The organism is Sinomonas sp. ASV322 (assembly GCF_030908245.1).
In the GTDB taxonomy this organism is placed as follows: domain Bacteria; phylum Actinomycetota; class Actinomycetes; order Actinomycetales; family Micrococcaceae; genus Sinomonas.
Genome location: NZ_JAVFJJ010000014.1, coordinates 1 through 24,106 on the forward strand (window position 1 = coordinate 1; position 24,106 = coordinate 24,106).

Annotated in this window: 18 protein-coding genes and 1 rRNA gene; 3 read left to right on the forward strand and 16 right to left on the reverse strand. The window is 68.5% G+C overall.

Annotated features, from left to right (window positions below; translation table 11 throughout):
- The 4 genes from RBS12_RS16050 to RBS12_RS16065 form a co-directional block, all read right to left on the reverse strand.
- Positions 1–124, reverse strand: a 16S ribosomal RNA gene (locus RBS12_RS16050); the annotation flags it as partial.
- Positions 125–650: 526 nt separating this feature from the next.
- A complete protein-coding gene (glgB, locus tag RBS12_RS16055; protein ID WP_307967142.1) occupies positions 651–4,373 on the reverse strand; it encodes a 1,4-alpha-glucan branching protein GlgB in 3,723 nt (1,240 codons plus the stop codon).
- Positions 4,370–6,175: a maltose alpha-D-glucosyltransferase gene (gene treS, locus RBS12_RS16060; protein ID WP_307967143.1), complete on the reverse strand. Its 1,806-nt coding sequence runs from the start codon at positions 6,173–6,175 to the stop codon at positions 4,370–4,372. Before treS ends, glgB begins: the two co-directional genes overlap by 4 nt.
- Before the next feature lie 106 nt (positions 6,176–6,281).
- Positions 6,282–8,309 carry an alpha-1,4-glucan--maltose-1-phosphate maltosyltransferase gene (locus RBS12_RS16065; protein WP_307967144.1) on the reverse strand — a complete coding sequence of 676 codons (2,028 nt, stop codon included), beginning with the start codon at positions 8,307–8,309 and terminating at the stop codon, positions 6,282–6,284.
- A 202-nt stretch (positions 8,310–8,511) separates the two neighbouring features.
- Between RBS12_RS16065 and glgP the strand changes: the two genes are divergently transcribed.
- Positions 8,512–11,130, forward strand: coding sequence for an alpha-glucan family phosphorylase (gene glgP / locus RBS12_RS16070; protein WP_307967214.1), 2,619 nt, complete (start codon positions 8,512–8,514; stop codon positions 11,128–11,130).
- Positions 11,131–11,317: 187 nt separating this feature from the next.
- On the opposite strand, the gene RBS12_RS16075 is transcribed toward glgP, so the two are convergent.
- From RBS12_RS16075 to RBS12_RS16120, 10 genes are all read right to left on the reverse strand, one after another.
- The gene (locus RBS12_RS16075; RefSeq protein ID WP_307967145.1) at positions 11,318–11,689 is read right to left on the reverse strand and encodes a barstar family protein; all 372 of its coding nucleotides are present in this window, start codon (positions 11,687–11,689) and stop codon (positions 11,318–11,320) included.
- The gene (locus tag RBS12_RS16080) at positions 11,689–12,120 is read right to left on the reverse strand and encodes a ribonuclease domain-containing protein (RefSeq protein WP_307967146.1); all 432 of its coding nucleotides are present in this window, start codon (positions 12,118–12,120) and stop codon (positions 11,689–11,691) included. The genes RBS12_RS16075 and RBS12_RS16080 overlap by 1 nt, the downstream gene beginning before the upstream one ends.
- 26 nt (positions 12,121–12,146) lie before the next feature.
- Positions 12,147–14,336, reverse strand: coding sequence for a glycogen debranching protein GlgX (glgX, locus tag RBS12_RS16085; RefSeq protein WP_307967147.1), 2,190 nt, complete (start codon positions 14,334–14,336; stop codon positions 12,147–12,149).
- 44 nt (positions 14,337–14,380) lie between these two features.
- Positions 14,381–15,187 (reverse strand): carbon-nitrogen hydrolase family protein, encoded by an 807-nt coding sequence (locus RBS12_RS16090; RefSeq protein ID WP_307967148.1) that lies wholly within the window; start codon positions 15,185–15,187, stop codon positions 14,381–14,383.
- A 6-nt stretch (positions 15,188–15,193) separates the two neighbouring features.
- Entirely contained in the window at positions 15,194–16,189 is a 996-nt protein-coding gene (gene rlmB / locus RBS12_RS16095; protein WP_307967149.1) for a 23S rRNA (guanosine(2251)-2'-O)-methyltransferase RlmB, read from the reverse strand.
- Complete coding sequence (gene cysS, locus RBS12_RS16100; protein WP_307967150.1) at positions 16,190–17,674, reverse strand: cysteine--tRNA ligase; 1,485 nt, start codon at positions 17,672–17,674, stop codon at positions 16,190–16,192.
- A 13-nt stretch (positions 17,675–17,687) separates the two neighbouring features.
- Positions 17,688–18,017, reverse strand: coding sequence for a hypothetical protein (locus RBS12_RS16105; RefSeq protein WP_307967151.1), 330 nt, complete (start codon positions 18,015–18,017; stop codon positions 17,688–17,690).
- Between the two features lie 42 nt (positions 18,018–18,059).
- Complete coding sequence (gene ispF, locus RBS12_RS16110; RefSeq protein ID WP_307967152.1) at positions 18,060–18,542, reverse strand: 2-C-methyl-D-erythritol 2,4-cyclodiphosphate synthase; 483 nt, start codon at positions 18,540–18,542, stop codon at positions 18,060–18,062.
- Positions 18,539–19,354, reverse strand: coding sequence for a 2-C-methyl-D-erythritol 4-phosphate cytidylyltransferase (ispD, locus tag RBS12_RS16115; RefSeq protein WP_307967153.1), 816 nt, complete (start codon positions 19,352–19,354; stop codon positions 18,539–18,541). Before ispD ends, ispF begins: the two co-directional genes overlap by 4 nt.
- Positions 19,355–19,754: 400 nt before the next feature.
- Complete coding sequence (locus RBS12_RS16120; protein WP_066495480.1) at positions 19,755–20,237, reverse strand: CarD family transcriptional regulator; 483 nt, start codon at positions 20,235–20,237, stop codon at positions 19,755–19,757.
- A gap of 248 nt (positions 20,238–20,485) precedes the next feature.
- On the opposite strand from RBS12_RS16120, the gene RBS12_RS16125 reads away from it, so the two are divergent.
- On the forward strand, positions 20,486–21,061 hold the full coding sequence (locus RBS12_RS16125; RefSeq protein ID WP_307967154.1) for a hypothetical protein: 576 nt from the start codon (positions 20,486–20,488) through the stop codon (positions 21,059–21,061).
- A gap of 85 nt (positions 21,062–21,146) precedes the next feature.
- Here RBS12_RS16125 and RBS12_RS16130 read toward each other — a convergent pair whose 3' ends face one another.
- Positions 21,147–21,827 carry a response regulator transcription factor gene (locus tag RBS12_RS16130; protein WP_307967155.1) on the reverse strand — a complete coding sequence of 227 codons (681 nt, stop codon included), beginning with the start codon at positions 21,825–21,827 and terminating at the stop codon, positions 21,147–21,149.
- Positions 21,824–23,032 carry an ATP-binding protein gene (locus RBS12_RS16135; RefSeq protein WP_307967156.1) on the reverse strand — a complete coding sequence of 403 codons (1,209 nt, stop codon included), beginning with the start codon at positions 23,030–23,032 and terminating at the stop codon, positions 21,824–21,826. Before RBS12_RS16135 ends, RBS12_RS16130 begins: the two co-directional genes overlap by 4 nt.
- Positions 23,033–23,238: 206 nt before the next feature.
- Here RBS12_RS16135 and phoU point away from each other — a divergent pair, with 206 nt between their 5' ends.
- Complete coding sequence (gene phoU, locus RBS12_RS16140; RefSeq protein ID WP_307967157.1) at positions 23,239–23,898, forward strand: phosphate signaling complex protein PhoU; 660 nt, start codon at positions 23,239–23,241, stop codon at positions 23,896–23,898.
- Positions 23,899–24,106 lie beyond the last annotated feature (208 nt).

The following is a 24,106-nucleotide window of genomic DNA, read 5'->3' on the forward strand; positions in this document are numbered from 1 at the left end:
GTTGCTCACGTGTTACTCACCCGTTCGCCACTAATCCGCACCCGAAGGCACATCATCGTCCGACTTGCATGTGTTAAGCACGCCGCCAGCGTTCATCCTGAGCCAGGATCAAACTCTCCGTCAAAAAATGTGAAACAGAAGAAAACCAGGGCCACCGCGGAAAAACGGGGCCCGGCAATCCGATCCCAGCCGAAAAAAACCATCCCAACACACGGGGGTGCATCAGGACAGCAACAATCGGCCATCAAAAAAATGGCATCGATCGAACATGGCACACTATTGAGTTCTCAAACAACAAGCCCCCCAGGTACATCCACCAGGCAAAACCCGGCATATCTCCCCGAAGCAACTTCTCAACCCTACCCACCCGACCGTGTCGAGTCAAACCGGCCTGTTCGGCCGATGCCTCTGCACCGTTGAGCATAGGGATTTGGCGCGCCCCTCTCGGTGGCGCGGGATAACACTATACCACCGTCTGGGGACGAGTGCCAACGCCTCGATGGACGGGTTCGGCAGCCTTCCTGTGCGCGGGCGAGAAGGGGACTCGTCGCGAAGGGCGAAGGCCCGGAACCGCGCGGGTTCCGGGCCTTCGCGAAGGACCGCATCGGGGCGCCGCGTCGCACGCGCATCAGCGCGAGCGACGGCTGAGATCAGTCCTGAGGAACGGGCTCGAGGTAGACGACGCCGAGTGGAGGGAGCGTGAGGGTCGCCACGGCGGGCTTCCCGTCGTACTCGCGATCCTCGGCCATCACGAGACCCCCGTTCGTCACGCCCGAACCGCCATACTCCGTCTCATCGGTGTTGAGGATCTCGCGCCACGCGCCGGCCTGGGGCAGGCCCACGGCGTAATCGAGATGCGGGTGTCCGGCGAAGTTGGCGAGGCACACGAGCGGCGCGCCGTCCTGCGACCAACGGACGAACGAGAGCACGTTGTGGTCTCCGTCGTCGCCGCGGATCCACTCGAATCCGGCGGGGTCGTTGTCCTGCGTGTACAAGGCGGGGGTCCGGCGGTAGATCTCGTTGAGCGCTGCGATGAGCCTCTGGAGACCCTTGTGCGGCTCGGTGTCGGCGAGCCACCAGTCGAGGCCGTGCTCCTGGTTCCACTCCCCTTCCTGCCCGAACTCGCAGCCCATGAAGATGAGCTGCTTGCCGGGGTGGGCCCATTGGAAGGCGTAGAACGCGCGCAGGTTCGCAAGCTGCTTCCACCGATCGCCCGGCATCTTGCGCAGCATCGAACCCTTGCCGTGCACCACCTCGTCATGGCTGATCGGCAGCAGGAAGTTCTCGCTGAACGCATACATGATCGAGAAGGTGATCTTGTTGTGGTGCCAGCGGCGGTTGACCGGATCTTCTTCCATGTACTGGAGGGAGTCGTGCATCCAGCCCATGTTCCACTTGAGGCCGAAGCCGAGGCCGTTCATCGATGTCGGCTTCGTGACGCCAGGGAACGCGGTGGATTCCTCGGCGATCATGACAATTCCGGGGTTGCGCCGGTACGCGGTCGCGTTGGCCTCCTGGAGGAACGAAATCGCCTCGAGGTTCTCGCGTCCCCCGAACTGGTTCGGACGCCACTGGCCCTCCTCGCGCGAGTAGTCGAGGTAGAGCATCGAGGCCACGGCATCCACGCGCAGGCCGTCGACGTGGAACTCTTCGAGCCAATAGAGCGCGTTCGCGACGAGGAAGTTGCGCACCTCGGTCCGGCCGAAGTTGAAGATGTACGTTCCCCAGTCGGGGTGCTCGCCCTGCTGCGGATCGGCGTGCTCGTAGAGCGCCTCGCCGTCGAAGCGGGCGAGGGCCCACTCGTCCTTCGGGAAATGCGCTGGGACCCAGTCGACGATGACGCCGATGCCCGCTTGATGGAGCTTGTCGACGAGATAGCGGAAGTCGTCCGGATGCCCGAAACGCGAGCTCGGCGCGTAGTAGGACGTGACTTGGTAGCCCCATGAGCCGCCGAACGGGTGCTCCGCGACCGGCATGAACTCGACGTGGGTGAAGCCCATCTCCGTGACGTACTCGACGAGTTCCGTCGCGAGCTCGCGGTAGCTGAGCCCCGGGCGCCACGAACCGAGGTGAACCTCGTAGACGCTCATCGGCAGGTTGTGCGGATCGCGGGCGGTGCGAGCCGCCATCCACTCCTGGTCCTTGAATGCGTAGCGCGACTCGATGACGCGCGAGGCCGTGCGCGGCGGCACTTCCGTTCCGAAGGCCATGGGATCTGCCCGCTCGGCCCAATGGCCGTGCTTCGTCAGGATGCCGAATTTGTAGCACGCCCCTGCTACAACGCCGGGAATGAAGATTTCCCATACACCAGACGAGCCGAGGCTGCGCATCGCATGCTCGCGGCCGTCCCAGCCGTTGAAATCGCCCTTGACCTGGACCGCCTGCGCGCTTGGCGCCCACACCGTGAAGGCCGTGCCCTCGACGTCGCCGAGCACCGAGTGGTACCGCTGCACGCGAGACCCGAGTGCCTTCCACAGCTCCTCGTGCCGGCCTTCGCCGATGAGGTAGAGATCGAGCTCGCCGACGGTCGGCAGGTAGTGATAGGGATCGTCGGCCTCCACCACGTGCCCCTCGCCGTACTCGATCTCGAGGCGATAGTCGGGCACCCCGCCGTCGTCCGTTGCCGGCAGCGTGACCACCCATACACCGTGGGCCTCGTGCCGCATCGGCACCCGGCCATCCGGGGTGACCACGACCGCACCGGTCGCAAGATGCTTGACGGTCCGGATCGTCACCGACCCGTCCTCGGCAAGATGCGCGCCTAGGACAGCATGCGGGGCATGGAACGCTCCGGCGGCGACGCGGCCCAGAACGTCGTGGGGAACGGGGATCGGGGCGGCGGAATCCGCGAGGCCCCCGGCGTGGGCACCCTGCTGTTCAGTGTGCTCTGTCACGTCATTCTCCTCTCCTGGGCGGCGGGACGCCGCCCCTTCTGCAGGTCCCTCTGGCCCCGCGGTCTCGATGGGCTCCCCCTCAGGGACGTAGGCGCCAAGCGCCTTCCGCACGGCCCGGAGCGGAATCTCGGCCCAGGCCGGGCGATTCCGTTCCTCGTAGGCCACCTCGTACAGGGCCTTGTCGAGCCACAGGGCGGCAAAAAGGGGACCTTCGAGAGACCCGGCCTGGGGAAGCACATCGGTGTACCCCTCCCAGAAGGCCCCCGACGCGTCGTCGACCCAGCCCGACGGGACGCGCGCGGCGGGAACCGTGCGCTCCGCGGCACCCGCGGCGTAGTCGAATGAGCGAAACATGCCGACGACGTCGCGCAGCGGCAGATCCGGGCGGCTCCGCTCCGAGACGGGCCGCAGGGGCTCGCCCTCGAAGTCGAGCATCGCGTACGGACGCTCTGCGCTGCCCGGGAAATGGAGAATCTGCCCGAGGTGCAGGTCTCCGTGGACCCGCTGGACGCGCAGCCCCGAGGCCTGGCCGGCGAGGGTTTCGAGGAGTCGCTCGAGCGCCGCGTCGGGCAGCCCAACGCTCCCGCGGACCTCTTCCCACGCGGAACGCAGTCGTGACGCGAGGCCGCCCACGAACTCGACCGCGGCGGCGTCGTCGAGCGCCGAACTCCCGAGCCCTGCTTCGAGCGCGCCGTGGACCCGAGCCGTCGCGGCGCCGAGTCCACGCGCGTGCGCCGTGAAGTCCTCGCCCTCCGCGGCCGCGTCGAGCGCGAGCTGCCACAGGTCCCGCCCTCCGGGCAGGAATTCATGGACGACGGCGAGCTGGCCGCGCGCGCTTCCCTCACCGCGGTGGCTCCACTCCCCGTCAACCCAGCCGAGGGTCGCGGGGACGTCGCTTGCCTCCGCCCGCGCGAGAGCCGCCCCGAGCTCGACCTCGGGGTTGAGGCCGTCGGCCGGCTGGCGCAGGACCTTGACCATCGCGGCCCCCGCGTCCGAACGGACGATGATCGAGCTGTTCGACTGCTCGCTCGAGAGCACCGTGCAGGCGAGCCGGCCAGTCGGGAGCCTCCCCGCGCCGCTCGTGCGGCCCCATGCCGGCCCCGCCTTCGCGGGGCCTCCCGAGCCGATGAGCGCGAGGAGCGCGCCCACGAAGGCGGGATCGTGCACGCCGTCGTAAATCCAGCGCGGGCCGAACGCGGAATGCTCGCTCCGGCCGATCAGCGCGTGGCCCGCACCGGCGAGGGGCTCCGTGCGGTACGTGAGGGGAACGTTGAGCGTTGCCTCGATGCGGCCCGCGCGGATCCGAACGAGGTAGATCTCGATCTCGGCATGCCCGTCGGGATCTTCGAGGCGGGCCCCGCCCACCCTCGAGAACTCGGCCTGACGCCCCTTCGCGGGGTACCAGCGCTGCGATGGAAGCCACCGCTCGAGGAGTTCGGCGATGGGCGGCGTGAGCGTGGGTTCGGCGGTGTCGGTCATTCGATGAGCTCCCCCATGTGCGCCCTCGGGCTCTCAGCCGGCGTGATGATTGGCATAGCCTGCGTGAAGGGGCTGCTCGGAACGCTTGCGGCGCTCCGGATGCGAAGCCAGTAGTAGCCGTGCGGGCCCAGCGTCACGTGGAATCGGCCGTCCGCTCCGATCTGCGAGAACGGCTCTCCGCCGAAGAGATCGCGCAGGCCCCGGCCCTCAAAGCCGTTGAGGTCGAGGAACGCGGCCACGGGATGGCCGGACAGGTTGAAGACGCACAGGACCGTCTCCTCCTGTTCGCCCGGGACCTCGCCCGCACGGAGCTCCCGGACGAATGCGAGGACCTGATCCGCGTCCGCGTTGATGTTTCGATAGCTCCCGAGGCCAAACACGGGATGACCCCGCCGCACCCCGAGGACGTTCCGCGTCCACCGCAGGAGGGATCCCGAATGGGCCATCTCCGCTTCGACGTTCGCCATCGAATAGTGGTAGACAAGCGACTGAATGGTCGGGAGATAGAGCTTTCCGGGATCCGCCGTCGAGAAGCCGGCGTTGCGATCCGGGTTCCACTGCATCGGCGTCCGCACGGCGTCGCGGTCCTGAAGCCAGATGTTGTCCCCCATCCCGACCTCGTCGCCGTAATAGAGAAACGGGCTGCCCGGCAGAGACAGCAGCAGCGCGTTGATGAGCTCGAGCTCGTGCCGCGAATTGTCGAGGAGCGCGGCGAGGCGGCGCCGAATACCGATGTTCGCGCGCATTCGGGGATCCGAGGCGTACCAGCCGAGCATGGCCTCGCGCTCCTCGATCGTGACCATCTCGAGCGTGAGCTCGTCATGATTGCGGAGGAACGTGCCCCACTGGGCGCCCTGCGGGATGGCGGGCGTATCCACCATGGTGTCGATGATCGGGCGGGCACGCTGATCCCGGAGCGCGTAATAGAGCCTCGGCATGATCGGGAAGTGGAACGCCATATGGCACTCCGGCGCGTCCTCGCTCCCGAAATACTCCACGACCTCGTGGGGCGGCTGATTCGCCTCGGCGATGATAATGCGGCCCGGGTACTTCTGGTCCATCATGGCGCGGAGCTTGACGAGGAACTCGTGGGTCGCGGGCAGATTCTCGCAATTGGTCCCGTCCTCCTCGAAGAGGTACGGGATCGCATCCGCGCGGATTCCGTCCACGCCTTGATCGAGCCAGAACTTGAAGACGTCGAACACGGCCTCGACCACCGCGGGATTCTCGAAATTGAGATCCGGCTGGTGGCTGAAGAAGCGATGCCAGAAGAACTGCCGGCGAATCGGATCGAACGTCCAGTTCGACTCTTCCGTGTCGATGAAGATGATGCGCGCGTCCGTGTACTTCTGGTCCGTGTCGCTCCACACGTAGAAATCGCCGTACGGTCCCTCGGGATTGCGGCGCGATTCCTGGAACCAGCGGTGCTGATCCGACGTGTGGTTGAGCGGCAGGTCGATGATGATGCGGACGCCGCGCGCGTGTGCCTCAGCCACGAGCCGCTGGAAGTCGCTGATCGAGCCGAATTCAGGCAGAACCGATTCGTAGTCCGAGACGTCATAGCCGCCGTCGCGGAGTGGGGACTCGAAGAACGGCGGCAGCCACAGGCAGTCCACGCCGAGCCACTGCAGGTAGTCGAGCTTGTCGATAAGCCCCTGCAGGTCTCCCGACCCATCCCCGTTGGCGTCGGCGAAGGCTCTCACAAGAACCTCGTAGAACACGGCCTTCCGATACCAATAGGGATCGTGCTGAAGGCCTGGCGCGTTCGCGAAAGTCTGCTTCGCCTGCTGGCCGAGATTCATCCCGCGTGCTCCTTCCGACGGCTCTGGCTGACGGGACCGGGCAGTGAGGCTACCGTAGCGCCCTCAATCCGATGCGGCTAGCACATCCGGGCGCATGCCTCACGCCTCAGCGGCGCACATGCAGGATGTGGGCGGGTTCCGAGTGCGCATCGAGCCGCACGAAGTTGTCCGCGCCCCATTGCCAGCTCTGGCCCGAGATGAGATCGTCCACGCGGAACTTCCCCTCGGCGTCGAAGAGCCATGGATCGAGCTCCAACGACTCGAGGTCGAGATGTACCGAGCTCGTGCGCGCGCTGTGCGGGTCGACGTTGACGACGACGACGAGCGTGTCCTTCGTGCCGTCGTCAAGCACCTTGTGCTTCGAGAAGACGACGGTCGCGTCGTCGGTGCTCGAGTGCAGCGTGAGGTTCTGCAGGTCCCCGAGTGCGGGGTGCGCGCGGCGGATCTCGTTGAGCCGCGTGAGGTACGGCGCGAGGGATCGGCCCTCGGCCTCGGCGCGGCCCCATTTGCGATCCTTGTACTCGTACTTCTCGTTGTCGATGTACTCCTCGGCCCCCGGGCGTGCGACGTGCTCGTACAGCTCGTACCCCGCGTAGACGCCCCACGTCGGCGCGGCCGTCGCCGCGAGGAGCGCACGGATCTTGAAAGCCGGCCGGCCACCGAACTGAAGGTACTCGGTAAGGATGTCCGGTGTGTTCACGAACAGGTTGGGCCGGTAGAACGGCGCCCACTCCTTCGTGATCATCGTGAGGAACTCCTCGATCTCCGCCCGGGTATTCCGCCACGTGAAATACGAGTACGACTGCTGGAATCCCGCGCGGCCGAGGGCCTTCATCATGGCCGGACGCGTGAACGCCTCGGCGAGGAACACGACCTCCGGGTCGTTCTCGTTGACCGTGCCGATGAGCCACTCCCAGAACCACACGGGCTTCGTGTGCGGGTTGTCGACGCGGAAGATCTTCACCCCGTGGTCGATCCACAGGTTCACGATCCGGAGGATCTCCTTGCACAGGCCATCGGGATCGTTGTCGAAGTTGAGCGGGTAGATGTCCTGGTACTTCTTCGGCGGGTTCTCGGCGTACGCGATCGAACCGTCCACGCGCGTGGTGAACCACTCAGGATGCGACGCGACCCACGGATGGTCGGGCGAGGCCTGGAGCGCGAGGTCGAGCGCGACCTCGAGGCCGAGTTCATTGGCACGTGCGACGAACGCGTCGAAGTCCTCGAACGTCCCGAGGTCGGGGTGGATCGCGTCGTGGCCACCCTCGGGCGATCCGATGGCCCACGGCGAGCCGGGATCCCCCGGGCCCGCGTTGAGCGAGTTGTTCGGGCCCTTGCGGTACGCGACGCCGATCGGGTGGATCGGGGGCATGTACAGGACGTCGAAGCCCATCGCTGCGACGGCGGGCAGGCGATCCATGGCCGTGCGGAACGTGCCCGACGTCCAGTGGCCCGACTCGTGGTCGCGCCACGCGCCCTCGGAGCGAGGGAAGAATTCGTACCACGAGCCGCGGCCGGCCCGGTCCCGCTCGACGAGCAGCGGGTACCGCTGCGTCGCGGTCACGAGCTCGCGGATCGGGAGGCGCTCGACCGCGGCGAGGACCTCGGGCGATTCTCCCGCCGCGAGACGCTCTTCGACCGAGCGGGAGGTGTCCGCGAGGGCCTGGGCCGCCGCGCGGAAGGTGACGCGGTCCTCCTCGGGGCGCTCGTCGTCGTCGGCCGCCTCGCTGAGGAGCTTGGCACCCTCGGCGAGCATGAGCTCGACGTCGATGCCCGCGGCGATCTTGACGTCCGCGTTGTGATGCCACGTCCCGTAGCGGTCGTGCCACGCCTCGATCGCGAACGACCACCGCCCCGGCTTGCCGGGAGTCAGGACGCCGCTCCACCGGTCGAGGCCCTGGCCGAGCTGTGCAAGGCGGACGCGCTGCTTCTCGCGGCCCCGCGGGCTGTAGAGGACAGCGGAGACGCCGAGGGCGTCGTGGCCCTCGCGCGTCGCGGTCGCTGAGACGACGATTCCCTCACCCCGCAGCGCCTTCGCCGGGAAGGACCCGCCCTCGATCACGGGCGAGACGTCCGTCACCGGGAATCGGCCAAAGCGGAGGTTGTCGGGGAGCGCGGGGTCGAGTCCAGGCACAGCGGAGTCCTTTCGCGGCGGTCACGGAACCGCGGCTCACCCGCCGCAGGCCGATTCATGCGCCACGATAGCCCGCGCACCGCCGTAAAGCGAAGGACATGACGCGGCACCCCACACGTCATAGACGGCGGCCATGCGTCATTCACCGGCACGTTACCTGTGGGTATACGGCAAGGTCACCCGCTCGGATAGGGTGGCGCTCGTGAAGGCCATCCGTCGGTTCACTGTCCGCACCGTCCTGCCCGAGCCCATCGCCGCTCTGGGAACCCTCGCAACGAACCTGCGCTGGTCATGGCACCAGCCCACGCGGGAGCTCTTCGCGAGCCTCGATCCCGCGCTGTGGGCGGAGAGCCGCCACGATCCCGTGGGCTTCCTCGGATCCGTGACGCGCGAGAAATTCGCGGCACTCGCCGAGGACGCCGATGTCGTCGCGCGCGTCGCCGCGGCAGGCGAAGACCTGCGGCGGTATCTCGAGAATCCCCGCTGGTACCAGTCACTCGGCGAGGACGCGCCCCGGCGCATCGCCTACTTCTCCCCCGAGTTCGGCATCACGGAAGTGCTCCCCCAGTATTCGGGCGGCCTCGGCATCCTCGCGGGCGACCACCTCAAGGCGGCCTCGGACCTGGGCGTGCCGCTCGTCGGCGTCGGGCTCCTCTACCAGTCCGGCTACTTCAAGCAGGCGCTCTCGCGCGACGCATGGCAGCAGGAGACGTACCCCGTCCTCGACCCGGACGCACTCCCGCTCACGCTCCTCAGGGAAGAGGACGGCTCGCCCGCCGTCGTCACCCTCCCCCTGCCCAACGGCCGGCGGCTTCACGCGCACATCTGGCGCGCCGACGTGGGCCGCGTCCCGCTCCTCCTGCTGGATTCGAACGTCCCGACGAACGACGACGGCGCGCGCTCCATCACCGACCGGCTGTACGGCGGCGGCGGAGACCACCGCCTCCAGCAGGAGCTCCTGCTCGGGATGGGCGGCGTCAAGGCGCTCCGCATTTTCGAGCGCCTCACGGGGAGCCCGGCCCCCGAGGTCTTCCACACGAACGAGGGCCACGCGGGCTTCCTCGGCATCGAGCGCATCCAGGAGCTCATGTCCGGCAACGAGCCTCTCAGCTGGGACGAGGCCCTCGTGGCCGGCCGCGCGTCGACCGTGTTCACGACGCACACCCCGGTCGCGGCGGGCATCGACCGCTTCGACGCGGCCCAGATCAAGTACTTCTTCGACGCGGGCCTCGCACCGAATGTCCCCACGGGGAAGATCCTCGAGCTCGGCCGCGAAAGCTACGAGGGCGGGGACCTCGCAGTGTTCAACATGGCCGTCATGGGCCTTCGCCTCGCGCAGCGCGCGAACGGCGTCGCGAAGCTGCATGGCGAGGTCTCGCGCGAGATGTTCGCGGGACTGTGGCCGGGATTCGACCACTCCGAGGTGCCCATCACGTCGGTCACGAACGGCGTGCATGTGCCCACGTGGGTCGACCCGACGGTCACGGGCATGGCCGAGATCATGGCACCCGGCTCGGGGGTCGGCGGGCGCTGGGATCTCGTCTTCAACGTGAGCGACGAGGAGATCTGGGCGGTTCGCCGCAGGCTGCGCGAGCGGCTCGTCGAGGACGTACGACGGCGGCTGCGCGCCTCGTGGAAGAAGCGCGGCGCCGCGGACGCCGAGCTCGGCTGGACCGAGTCCGTCCTCGACCCGGACGTGCTCACGATCGGCTTCGCCCGGCGCGTGCCCACGTATAAGCGCCTCACGCTCATGCTGCGCGACCCCGCGCGGCTCAAGCAGCTCCTGCTCGACCCCGAGCACCCGATCCAGATCGTCATCGCCGGCAAGTCCCACCCCGCGGACGACGCGGGCAAGAAGATGATCCAGGACCTCGTGCGCTTCACGGACGATCCCGACGTGCGGCACCGGATCGCGTTCCTGCCCAACTATGACATCGCGATGGCTCGCACGCTCTTCCCGGGCTGCGACGTGTGGCTCAACAACCCGCTGCGCCCGCTCGAGGCCTGCGGGACGTCCGGCATGAAGGCCGCTATCAACGGCTCGCTCAACCTCTCGGTGCTCGACGGCTGGTGGGACGAGATGTACGACGGCTCGAACGGCTGGGCCATCCCGACCGCGAGCGACAAGGCGAGCCCGCACGAGCGCGACGATGTCGAAGCAGCCGCGCTGTACGACCTCATCGAGAATCAGGTCGCCCCACGCTTCTACGGCTCCTCAGGCAAGGGCTCGGGCGCCGATTCGGCCGGCGCGGCGGGCCCCTCGGTCGAGGGACCCGGGGGCGTGCCGACGCACTGGATCTCGATGATCAAGCACACGCTCTCGCACCTCGGCCCGGCCGTTTCTGCCGACCGCATGCTCGGCGACTACGTCCGCGAGCTCTACACCCCTGCCGCGAAGTCCGCGCGCGCGGCCCGCGCCGACGACTTCCGGCAGGCGCGCGAGCTCGCCGCCTGGACAAAGCACGTGCGCACGAACTGGTCGCAGGTCCACGTTGAGCACATCGAGTCGAGCGGGCTCTCCGAGGTCCCGCAGATCGGCGACGAGCTGCGCGTCAACGCGTACCTCAACCTCGGCGTGCTCAACCCGACCGACGTCCTCGTCGAGCTCGCGTACGGGCGGGTCGACGAGAGCGACGACCTCACCGACACGCGGATCGCCGAACTCGACGCCGTTCAGGTCCTCGGGAACGGGCGCTACCTCTACAGCGGGACGGTCACGATCGAGCACTCGGGACCATTCGGCTACACGGTGCGGGTCATGCCGCAGCACGAGGCCCTCGCGTCGAAGTCCGAGCTCGGGCTCGTGGTCAACGCGGGCTGACGCCGCGGCGCCCGGCCTTTCGGACAACGCCCCGCCCAGCGCGGGGCGTTGTCCGTTTCTCGGGGCACTCTGCTCCGAAGACGCGTTGTGGCCGAGAAGGCGCACTCAAGCCGTCTCCTTGGCCGCAAGCCCTCTCCCGCCGGAATCCGCGGGCGGCCAGCGCCGTCGTCGTCCCCCCAAGCCGGCGTCAGGCGGGGGCGAGGGCGACGACGTCGAACCCGCCCCGCGAGTCGCCCTCGGCCTCCTCGAATATGCCGCGCACGATCGGATACGCCTCGGCCGAGCGGAACGCGGCATCGACCTCCCACACGAGGGTGAGGGGCTGCGCCGCGCCGCCCGCGATGTGCTCGACGAGGTCGCCGAGGCAGTCGCGGAGCGCGTCGAGGTTCACCCCGTAGTAGTCGGGGAAGCCGAGGGCGGTGCCGAAGGCCGCGAGCAGGGGGCGGAGCCCCTCGACGCGGCGGACGACGGCGAAGCGTCGCCCGAGAGCGTGGGCCTCGCGTCCGAGCTCCTCCACGAGCTCGTCCGCGGTGGGGGCCCCGGCCACGAGATCGCGCACTAGGATCCCTCGACGATGAACTTGAACGAGTTGTAGTGGTCGTCGGTGTAGTACTTCTCTGTCGCCTTGCCGACGATGATGCGGCGGGCGCCGCGGTCGGCCTCGCCGGGGGTCGCGACCGTGTACTCGCTGTAGTAGCCGCTCGACTCCTTCGGAAGTCGCCCCTCGAAGTTGCCGAAGTTGATGCCGTCGCGCGAGTACGGGTACGGGCCGCCCTTCGCGATGAGCGCGAGCGTCTCCTGGGCCTCCCGAGGGAGCTGGGACGCCTTGATCTCGGGGAGAGCGCTCGGGTTCGCGTGGGCCGCCCCGCTCGGCTGGCCCTTGGATTGCGACGCGGCCGACGGCGCGATGGCGGCCCCCGTGGGGGCCGCGCCGGGCCGGAAGAAGAGGAGGCCAACGACCGCGACCGCGACAACTGCGATGAGGCCCACGACTCCTTTGAGACGCGTGCCCTGTTTCACGGCGTCTTGCCGTACGGCGTCTTGAACAGGAGCGGCCGTCCGGGCACCGCAGAGCCCTGGGCCGGGCCGTACGAGGCCGTACCCCCGTAGCGCGCCCGATAGATCGAGACCGACCACGGCTCGGCGACATCAGCCTGGCCGCTCGCGAACACCGTCCCGATGCGCTGCTCCGCGCGGGCCGCCGTCGAATAGCGGAGCTCGAACGCGAATTCGTGGTCGAACGCCTCGGGGAACACGAGGTCCTCGGCCTCGGGCCCGCCGTTGATGACGACGAGGCCGTCAAGGTAGCCTTCGCGCGAACCGAGGAGGAACTGGAGCACGCGGTGGTGTGGGCTCTGCCACCGATCGGGATCCATGGGCTGGCCGTCCGCGCCGAACCAGTGGAAGTAGTTGCTCTCCTCGCGCGCGGGGTAGCTCGCGGGCTGCCGCTCGAGGAAGTCGCGCCGGATGCGGATGAGCCAGCGCGTGTGGTCGAGCATCTCGCGGCCTGCCGTGTCGAGGTTCCAGTTGAGCCACGTGAGCTCGTTGTCCTGGCAATACGCGTTGTTGTTGCCCTGCTGCGAGCGGCCGAACTCGTCGCCCGCCGTGATCATCGGAACGCCGAGGGAGACCATGAGCGTCGCCATGACGTTCTTCGCCGTCTGGGTGCGGGCCGCGATGATCGACTCGACCTCGGTGCGCCCCTCGAAGCCGTGGTTGTAGCTGCGGTTGTGCGTCGCTCCGTCGCGGTTCTGCTCGCCGTTCGCCTCGTTGTGCTTGCGGTGGTAGGACGTGAGGTCGGCGAGCGTGAAGCCATCGTGGGCGGTCACGAAATTGATCGACGCGATCCCCGTGCGGCCCGAGGCCGCGAAGAGCCCGTGGGATCCGGAAAGGACATCCGCGATCCGCGCCGTCGGGCCGCCGAGCTCACCCGCGTCAATCGCGCCGCGGTCCGAGAGCCAGAAGTCGCGCACGGTGTCGCGGTAGTGGTCGTTCCAATCGGCCCAGCCCTGCGGGAAGCGGCCGGTCTGCCAGCCGCCCATGCCGACGTCCCACGGCTCCGAGATGAGCTTCGCGCGGGAGATCACGGGGTCCGCGGCCGCCGCGACGAGGAACGGATGGAGGGGCGTGAACTGGTGCTGCGCGTCGCGGCACAGCGTCACGGCGAGGTCGAAGCGAAAACCGTCGACCTGGAACTCCTCGACCCAGTACCGCAGCGAATCGAGGGCGAGCTGCACGACGCGCGGGTTCCCGAAGTCGAGCGTGTTCCCGCAGCCGGTCGTGTCGATGTACCGCCCTTCGGGGTCGGTCCGGTAGTAGAAGCGCTCGCCCAGTCCGCGGAAGCTGAACGCCGGCCTCTCGGGGCCCTCTTCGGCGGTGTGGTTGTAGACGACGTCGAGGATGACCTCGATCCCGGCCGCGTGCAGGAGCTTCACCATGCCCTTGAACTCGTCCTGGACGGCCTGGGGCCCGACAGCCTGCGCCGCGGCCGTCGCGTAAGCGGGGTGCGGGGCGAAGAACGCGGCCGTGTTGTAGCCCCAGTAGTTCGTGAGGCCGAGGATCTGGAGATGCGTCTCGTCGAGGTGGAAATGGACCGGAAGCAGCTCGATCGACGTCACCCCGAGCCGATTGAAATGCTCGATCATGGCGGGATGGGCCATGCCCGCATAGGTCCCGCGGAGGTCTTCGGGGATGTCGGGGTGCCGCATCGTCTGGCCCCGGACGTGGGCCTCGTAGACGATGGTGTCGCGCCAGGGCACGTTGGGCTTCGCCACGCCGCCCCAGTCGAAGTGGTCGTGCACGCGGACGCCCATGACGAGTTCGCTGTCGTCCTCGGCGGGGTCGGGCCGCTCGACGACGTCGACTCCGCGTGCGTACGGGTCGAGCAAGAGCTCGGCCTCGCCGGGCCCGGGAACGGCGCCGTCGCCCGTGGACCGGGCCGCGAAGGCGTACCGGGTCCCCTCAGGCATGCCTGCCACGAGGCCGTGGTGCACCCCGTCGGTGTATTCGGGCAGGGGCTCCTTGCGCCACGCCCCGGACTCGTCGATGAAGTGCACGTCGACGGCGTCGAGCCCGGGCGCGTACACGGCAAGATTGACCGTGTGGGTCGCCTGCTGCTCGGCGCTGCGGGCAGCGGTGAGCCCGAGCGGGAACGGCTGCGATGGGGTGACCACAAAGGCCAGCGGCATCGTCATGTTGCTGCTCATCAGCGCTTATCCTACTGGCGAGTCATCCTGAGCCGCGGCCCGCGTCAAATGCGACGGCGGTTGACGAGCACCGGGAGCGCTCGACGCGCCTCCTCCACGACGGCAAGGTCGAGGTCAGCGAAGAGGGTCTCGGGGGCGTCGCCCGCGCGCTCGATGACATTTCCGTAAGGTCCGACGACGGCGCTTCGGCCGATGCCCGTCGGCGCACCCGGGCGTGCGGTCACCCCCGCAGCGACGGGGTCCGCCTGCCCGCACGCGAGGACGTAGCTCGTCGTATCGACCGCCCGCGCCCGCACGAGGAGGTCCCATTGCTCCGCCTTGCCCGGGCCGGCGCCCCACGACGCGCACACGAGCTGGACCTGCGCACCGGCGGCCGCGTTCGCGGTGAACAGTGCGGGGAAGCGCACGTCGTAGCACGTCGCAAGGCCGAACGTCACGCCGTCGACCGTGAAGCGAACTGCCTCGGCACCCGGTGTGACGGTGTCCGACTCCTTGAAGCCGAACGCGTCATAGAGGTGGATCTTGTCGTAATGTGTGTCGATCCCGCGGCCGTGGACGAGGAGCGTGTTGCGCACCGTTGCCGTCGCGGCACCCGCGTTCCCCGGCGTGAACATACCCGCGACGACGACAACGCCGGCCTCGTCCGCCGCGGTGCGCACCGCCGTCGCCCACGGTCCGTCGAGCGGCTCCGCAATGTCGGCGAGCGAATGTCCGAAGGCGCGCATGCTCGCCTCGGGAAAGACGACGACGTCCGCGCCGGCCGCGCGCGCGTCGCGAATGCCGCCGCGGATGAGCTCGAGGTTCCGCTCGAGCTCACGACCGGTCGTGAGCTGGACGAGGGCGACGCGCATCGAAAGTCACCTCGACCCAGCGCGCCGCGTCGAGACTTCGTAGAGCGAGATCGCGACCGCCATGCCCGCGTTGAGCGATTCCATGTGCGAATCGATCGGGATCGAGACGATCTGGTCGCACAGCTCGCGCGTGAGCCGCGAGAGCCCCTTGCCCTCCGAGCCGACGACGACGACGACCGGCTCCGTGGCGAGCGCGAGCCCCGGGAGCTGCACGTCGCCGTCCCCATCGAGGCCGAGCACGAAGTAGCCCGCGTCCTTCGCCTGGCGGAGCACCGTGTTGAGGTTCGCGGCCTTCGCGACGGGAACGCGCACGGCGGCGCCCGCGCTCGTCTTCCACGCGGCGGCGGTCATGCCGACGCTCCGACGCTCGGGGACGATGACGCCCTGGCCCGAGAAGGCCGAGACGGAGCGGATGATTGCGCCGAGGTTGCGGGGGTCCGTGATGCCGTCGAGCGCGACGAAGAGCGGGGTGGCCGCGACGTGGCCTTGGCGCCACTTGCCCATCGTGTCCTCGACGAGCTCGAACGCGTCCGGATACTCGTACTGCGGGATCTGCAGCGCGAGGCCTTGGTGGATCGCGTCGCCCGTCATGCGGTCGAGCTCAGGCTTCTGGGCCTCCATGAGCGGGATGCCCGCCTCGGCCGCGAGCTTCATGGACTCGCGGACGCGATCGTCCATCTCGATCCGCACCGCGACGTAGAGGGCCTTCGCGGGAACGCCCGCGCGAAGCGCCTCGAGCACCGAGTTGCGGCCCGTGACCATCTCCTCCATGCCCTTGGGGCGCCCGCCGCGGCCTTCCGCGAGGCGCCCCGCCTGGCCCTGGCGCTTCGCGGCCGAACGCGCCGAGAGCTCCTTGGCCCGGAATGCCTTGTGGTAGACGCGGTCTTCGGCCTTGGGGGTCGGCCCCTTGCCCTCGAGGGCCTGGCGGCCGTGGCCGCCGGTGCCGACAGTCGCGCCCTTCTTCTTGGTCTTGCGCGCGCCGGGGCGCCCATTGACGGCCATCTATGCTCCCGTTCCGGTCGTGGTGGTCTGTGGCTGGGCGAGGCTCCACGTGGCCCCGTCCGCCGAATCCTCGACGGCGATGCCCGCGGCCGCGAGCCCGTTGCGGATTGCGTCTGCGGAGGCCCAGTCCTTGGCTGCGCGCGCCTCGGCGCGGGCCTCGAGCTGCGCCTCGACGAGCGCGCCGAGCGCTTGGAGGGCGGCGTCGTCGTGCTCGGGGACGGCTCGTCCCGCGGCGTCGAGCCCGAGGACCCCCGTCATCGCGAGGACTTCGCGGAGGGCGTCGCCGGCCTCGGCAAGGTCGCCGTCGGCCAGCGCCGTATTGCCGCGGCGCACGGTCTCGTGCAGCGCCGCGAGGGCCTGCGGGATGTTGAGGTCGTCGTCCATGGCCGCGGCAAATGCCGCCGGCACGCGGCCCACGAACGGCGCGGCCGCGCCGTCGTCGGCTGCCTTCGCCGAAGCCTTCCCCATGAAGCCGTCGATGCGTTCGACGGCGGCCGCGGCCTCTTGGAGGGACGTGGGCCGGTAGTCGAGCACCGAGCGGTAGTGGGCCTGGCCGAGGTAATAGCGGACGACGCGCGGGCTCGCGAGCGCGAGCATCTCCGCGGGCGAGACGACGTTGCCGGTGGACTTCGACATCTTCTCGCCCTCGTACGTGACCATGCCGTTGTGCATCCAGAAGTTCGCGAAGCCGTCGCCCGCGGCGGTCGACTGGGCGAGCTCGTTCTCGTGGTGCGGGAAACGCAGGTCGAGGCCGCCGCCGTGAATATCGAAGCGCGCGCCGAGGTACTTCGTGGCCATCGCGGAGCATTCGAGGTGCCAGCCGGGCCGCCCGCGCCCCCACGGGCTCGGCCAGCTCGCCGTCTCGGGCTCGCCCTCCTTGTAGCCCTTCCACAGCGCGAAGTCGCGCGGGTCTTTCTTCCCCCGCGGATCCGCGTCGGTGGCGGCCTGCATATCGTCGATGCTCTGGCGGGTGAGGGCCCCGTACTCCGGCCATGACCGGACGTCGAAGTACACGTCACCGGAGCTGTCCTGTGCGGGGTACGCGTGGCCGCGCTCGATGAGCCGCGCGATGAGCTCGTGCATCTCGGTGATGTGGCCCGTCGCGCGCGGTTCGTACGTTGGCCGCTGGACGCCGAGCGTCGCGTACGCGTCCTCGAACTCCTGCTCGTACCGATACGCGAGGGCGAACCACGTCTCCCGCGGAATATATGAGTTCTCGGGGACGAAGTCCGGCTCGAACGAATCGGCGCTCTTGGCGAGGATCTTGTCGTCGATATCGGTCACGTTGCGGACGACCGTGGTTTCGTAGCCGCAGTACTGAAGCCAGCGCGTGAGCTGGTCGAAGACGATCGCGGAGCGCACGTGCCCCACGTGCGGCGAGCCCTGCACGGTCGCGCCGCAGTAGTACACGGTCGCCTGACCGGGCACGAGCGGAACGAAGTCTCGGACTTCCTGGGTAGCGGAGTCGTAGAAGCGCAGGGTCACGGGATAAGCGTATCTAGCCGCAGACCTTGCCGATGCTGTTGAGGGCGTCGCCAATCTGCTTCTGCTGGTCCGGGCCGGCGATTCCCGTCGCGGAGTCCGCGACCTTCTTCTCGAGATCTGCCATGGACTGGATGAAGCCGGCGATCGAGGGGTCGACCTTCTTCGCGATGTCCGCGTAATGGTCGGCGATCTGCTTGGCCTGCTGGAGCTGGGTTCCGGTCGGCTTGAACGTGTCGCCCGTGAGGTACTTGCAGCTGTCCTGGAGGTTCATGCGGCCGTCTCCGCCGCACGCCGTGAGCAGCATCGTGGCCGCAAGGGCGGCGGCGAGCAGGCTTCTCTTCATGCGGAATCTCCTAGCGGTGTGGCGGAACGGCCTACCAGTCTACTAGACCGGGTAGACCAGCGCCGTCGCAAGGGCCGCAACACCCTCGCGACGGCCCGTGAACCCGAGATGGTCGCTCGTCGTCGCGGACACGCTCACCGGCGCGCCCACCGCCTCCGAGAGGACGCGCTGCGCCTCCTCGCGGCGCGGCCCGAAGATGGGCCGCTGCGCGACGAACTGCACCGCGACGTTCCCGATCTCGAACCCGGCTCCGCGCACGATCCGCGCCGCCTCCGCGAGCAGGCTCACCCCGGAGGCGCCCGCGTATTCGGGCCGATCCGTCCCAAAATGCGTCCCGAGATCACCGAGCCCGGCCGCGGAGAAGAGCGCATCCGCCGCAGCGTGGGCTACGGCGTCGCCGTCGGAGTGCCCCGAGAGGCCGCGCTCGCCGTCCCACAGGAGTCCCGCGAGCCACAGAGGCTGGGGCGCATCCACGGGGGCGTACGCGTGGACGTCCACGCCGATGCCGGTACGGGGGACGATCATCGAATCTCCTCTGCTTGCGCCGAGCGCGCATCGGCCCTGGCATCGTGGACGAGGGTCTCTGCGAGGCGCAGATCGAGGGGGGTCGTGATCTTGAACGACAGCGGATCGCCGGGGACCACGTAGACGGGCAGGCCGAGGGACTCGATGAGCATCGCGTCGTCCGTGATGGCCTCGGCGCGCTCCCTCGGCCAGCCCTCAGCCGTCTCGTGCGCGCGGCGAAGCGTCTCCGCGTCGAAGCCCTGCGGCGTCTGCACGGCCCTGAGGGCCTCTCGCGCCGGCGTTCCGGTGACGACCTCACCCGCCAGCGCGGCGTCGTCGCCCGTCGTTGCTGCGACGCTCTTGACGGTGTCGACGACGGGCACCGCGGGGATCACGGCCGCCGCTCCGTTCGCGAGCGCCGTGGCAACCCGCCGGAAGACGTCCGACGGCGTGAGGGGCCGGGCGGCGTCGTGCACGAGAACGCCTTGGGTTCCGGGGAGCAGCGCGGCGAGGGCGGCGCGAACGGACTCAGAGCGCGTCGCGCCGCCGTGGACGACGGTGATCGGGGGACCGTCCCGCCGCGCCATGAGGTTCTGCCCGAGGGCGCGGCACAGGCTGGTCAGCGCGGTGTCTCCCGCCGGAACCGCAACGACGATCTGCCGCGCGACGCCGGCAGCGACCGCGCCGCGCAGCGCGCGGCCGAGGAGGGGCTCGCCCGCAACCGGCACGAGGGCTTTGGGGATCCCGTGGCCGAGCCTCGTGCCCGCTCCTGCTGCAACGATGACGACGGCGACGGCGAACGTGGGCGGGGGAACGTCGGCGGCGGGAGTCACGGAGTCAGCCTAGCGCCGCCTGGGCTCCCCCGGTCCCGCGGCCCCCGTTCCGGCGCCGGGCTCCCCAACTTCCGCGCCGGGCTCCCCGTTCCGGCGCCGGCCTCCCCATCTTCCGCGCCGGCCTCCCATCTTCCGCGGCACCTTCCCCAACTTCCGCGCCGGGCTCCCCAAGTTCTGCGCCGGCTTCCCCAATTTCCGCGGCACCAGCCGGGACCAGTGTTCTCCCCTGCCGCAGGTTTCCGCGGCGAAGCCGACGGAGGTCGGCGGTGTCGCCGCCAGAAGCTGGGGAGAGCGGCGGAAGAGTTGGGGAGGTCGGCTCAGCGCCGAGCGGGCTTACGCAGGAACGACAAAGCCCCCACACTCGGCGTGGAGTGGCGGGGGCTTCGCAGCAAAGCTTTCGTTAGGAGGCGAGAACCTCGTCAAGGACGGTCGCGGCCTGTTCCTCGTCGGTCTTCTCCGCGAGCGCAAGCTCGGAGATGAGGATCTGGCGGGCCTTGGCGAGCATGCGCTTCTCGCCTGCCGAGAGGCCGCGGTCCTGATCGCGACGCCACAGGTCACGAACGACCTCGGCGACCTTGATCACATCTCCCGAAGCGAGCTTCTCGAGGTTGGCCTTGTAGCGGCGCGACCAGTTGGTCGGCTCTTCCGTGAACTCTGCGCGGAGAACGTCGAACACGTGCTCGAGGCCTTCCTTGCCCACGACATCACGGACTCCCACGAGGTCCACGTTCTCAGCTGGTACTTCAATCGTCAGGTCACCCTGGGCCACTTTGAGCTTGAGATACATCTTCTCTTCGCCCTTGATGGTGCGCATCTTGATCTCTTCGATCTTGGCTGCACCGTGGTGGGGGTAAACAACCGTCTCGCCAACCTCAAAAACCATGTGGACATTCCCCTTTCCCGCAAGCCAGTCTATCACGGCTTATGATCCGACCCGGCCGGGGGATGCCCCGCGATCGGCGGAATGACGCGGGAGAGCGGTTGCCGGGGACCCCGCTTGGGGCTTGACGAATCATCAAGAAAGTGCTTCACAAGGAGATAACGGCCGGCGCGGAATCTACGCTTTGTCGAAAATCCCGCTACGCTTAGGGGCGACCAGACCTCTGACACCCTTCGACACAGGAGCGAGCTGTGCGTTTCACTGCTTCGACCCCGGCCACGCGCGTTGCCCTCGCAGCCGCTCTCGGCGTGGGCCTGCTGGCAGCCACCGGCTGCGGTTACATCAACCCCCAGCAGACGTCCATCCCGTACTCGCCGAAGGACGGCATCCACGCGAACGTCGGATCGATCGAGCTTCGCAGCGTGCTCATCGCCACCACCGGGAAGGTGGGATCGGGGTCGGCGCAGACCACGAGCCCGGACGCCCCTGGCCGCCTCATCGGCAGCATCTTCAACACGTCGTCCCAGAACGTCTCGGTCGTGCTCTCGACGCCGTCGTCGGGCAGCGTCCGCCTCGACGTCCCGAAGAACGGCACCCTGCACCTCGAGCAGAGCCCGAACCCGGTCGATTTCTCCCACGTGGGCGGCATCCCCGGCTCGCTCGTCGACGTCAAGGTCACCGTCGACGGCAAAACCCAGGACGTCAACATCCCCGTCTTCGACGGCACGCTCGAGCAGTACCGCCCGTACCTCCCGACGCCGACGGCCACGCCGAGCTCCAGCTCCGCTTCAGCGTCGCCGTCCGCATCGGCGACGCCGAGCCACTGACGCAGAGGGCGCCACGTACGACGGCGGCCGCTCACCTTCGAAAGGTGGGCGGCCGCCGTCGTTCGTTTTGCCGAGTCGACGCAGGTTAGGGCTCGAACTTGTAGCCGAGGCCGCGAACCGTCACAAGGTAGCGCGGGCTCGAGGGGTCGGGTTCGATCTTGCTGCGGAGCCGCTTGACGTGGACATCGAGGGTCTTGGTGTCGCCGACGTAGTCCGAGCCCCAGACCCGATCGATGAGCTGCCCGCGCGTGAGGACGCGACCTGAGTTCCGCAGGAGCATCTCGAGCAGCTCGAACTCCTTGAGCGGAAGCGCGACCTGCTCGCCGTCGACGCTCACAACGTGCCGCTCGACGTCCATGCGCACGGGACCGGCCTGAACGGTCGAGGAGATGAGCTCCTCGGGCTCGCCATGGCGGCGGAGGACGGCGCGCACGCGCGCGACGAGCTCGCGGGACGAGTACGGCTTCGTGACGTAGTCGTCGGCGCCGAGCTCAAGGCCCACGACCTTGTCGATCTCCGAGTCCTTCGCCGTGAGCATGATGACCGGAACATTCGAGCGCTGCCGCAGCTGCCGGCACACCTCGGTTCCGGGCGTCCCGGGAAGCTGAAGGTCGAGGAGCACGAGGTCCGCGCCATTCCGGTCGAACTCGACGAGGGCGTCGGTGCCGTTGTCGACGACTTCGACCTCATAGCCCTCCTTGCCGAGGAGGAAAGACAGCGGGTCGCTGAACGACTCCTCGTCCTCCACGATCAGGATCCTGCTCAAGCAATCGCTCCTTGCTCTGGGGGCCGCACAGCCCCGTCCTCGCGCTGGTCCGCCGGCGGCGAACCCTCGGCCCCCTGGTCATCTTCCATCTCGGGCAGCCGCACCGTGAAGGTCGAGCCCTTGCCGAGCTGCGACCAGACGGTCACTTCGCCGCCGTGGTTTTCCACGACGTGCTTGACAATACTCAAGCCGAGGCCCGTGCCGCCTGTCTGCCGCGACCTCGCGGCATCCACCCGGTAGAAGCGTTCGAAGACGCGTTCCTGATCTTCAGACTTGAGGCCCTCGCCCTGATCCGCGACGGACACCGAGACGAGGCCGTCCTTGTCCCGGATCCCAATGCCGATCTTGGTGTTCTCGGGAGAGTAGCGGATCGCGTTGTCGATGAGGTTGCGGAACGCATTCACGAGCAGATCGGGGTCGCCGTAGACCTTGTGCGCGCTTGAACCGCCGACGACGACGGAGATCGCCTTCGCCTCGGCGGCGAGGCGCGAGCGGTCAACCGCCTCCGCGACGACCTCGTTGACGTCCACGACCTTGCCCTGATGGACGACATCCGCCCCTTGGAGCCGCGAGAGCTCGATGATGTCCTGCACGAGGGCGGCGAGGCGCGACGACTCCTTGCGCATGCGCTGCGCGAAGCGGCGGACGGCGTCCTCGTCGTCCGGACTCGCCTCGAGCGCCTCCGCGAGGAGCGAGATGGCGCCGACGGGAGTCTTGAGCTCATGCGAGACGTTCGCGACGAAGTCGTTGCGGATCCGCTCCGTGCGGGTGATCTCGGTGCGGTCGTCGGCCAGGAGGAGGATGTACTCCTCGCCGAGGATGGCCGCGCGCACCTGAACGATGATGGTTCCCTGGCCCAGCGGCCCGCGCGGAAGCTCGAGCTGCTTCTCGATCACAACGCCGTTACCGCGCACCTTGGCAGTCATCTCGAGAAGCTCGCGGTGCACGACGGTGTGCCCGCGGACAAGGCCGTACGCATATGCGGCCGGGCTGGCCCGGACGACGCTGTCGATCGCGTCGACGACGACGAACGCCTTGCCGAGCACGGAGAGGACGTCCGCGGCGCCGGCCGGAAACGTTGCCTCGCCGGGGACGTTCTCGAGAAGGGCGCGTTGCCGTTCGCTCGCCCGGAACGCGAGGACGCCGAAGGCACCGAACGACAGGCCGAGAAGACCCGCGACAATGCCGACGACGAGAGGATCCACACCCCTAGCTTAGGGCCGCGCCGCACAGGGCTCCGGCCGGGTGCGACGCGCTGGCAGTCCGGTTCACGTATCGTTCATTCCGTGGCAGACAAGTATTCATTTGTCGCTGCAAGTGTGACGAGTCGGAGCGCCCTGAGCGGCGCCGGACGGGACGGCTTCCCGCGCCCGTGCGAATCGACACGGAGCACCGAGGAAAGGACACCGCCGTGCGCAAGGTATTCCAAGAAGAACTCAAGTCGGTCCACGACGACCTCGTCGAGATCGCCCGCCTCGTGGCCGCCGCGCTCGACAAAGCTGTCGAGTCCTTCCAGAACGCGGACGTCGACCTCGCCCAGGAGGTCATCGCGGAGGACGCACGGATCGACTTCCGCCAGACTGCGCTCGACGAGCGCGCGATCGACATCCTCGCTCTCCAGGGGCCGGTCGCAAGCGACCTCCGCACGCTCGTCGGCTCGCTCCGCATGAGCGCATCGCTTGAGCGCATGGGCGACCTCGCGCGGCACATCGCGCAGCTCACGCGGCTCCGGTACCCCGAGAACGCCATTCCCGAGCAGCTCACTCGGACCTTCGAGCGGATGGCCGAGCTCGACCGCGAGATCATCACGGATCTCACGGAACTCCTCGAGTCCCACGACCTCGCGCTCGTCGCGAAGATCCAGGGGGCCAACGCGGAGATCGACGACCTGCACGCGGGCGTCTTCCGGGCCATCGCCGACTCGGCGTGGACGGGCTCCCCTGCCCTCTCCGTCGACGCGGCCCTCGCGAGCCGCTACTTCGAGCGCTTCGCGGACCACGGCGTCTCGGTGAGCCGCAAGGTCTCGTACCTTGTCACGGGCGAGTGGGATGGGGACATGACGTCGAACTGACGCCCGCCACGTAGCGCCGTCGCCCTCGATACGTGAGATCTCGCTGAAAGGCGGCCTCGATTCCGTCGAGAACTCACCTTTCGGTCGGTGACGGCCCAAAGACGGCACAGACGACGGCGGCTGCCCACCTTGCGAGGTGGGCAGCCGCCGTGGTTCGCGCGAAGGCTACTTCTTGCCCTGGTTCATGACGGCCACGAAAGACGCCCCG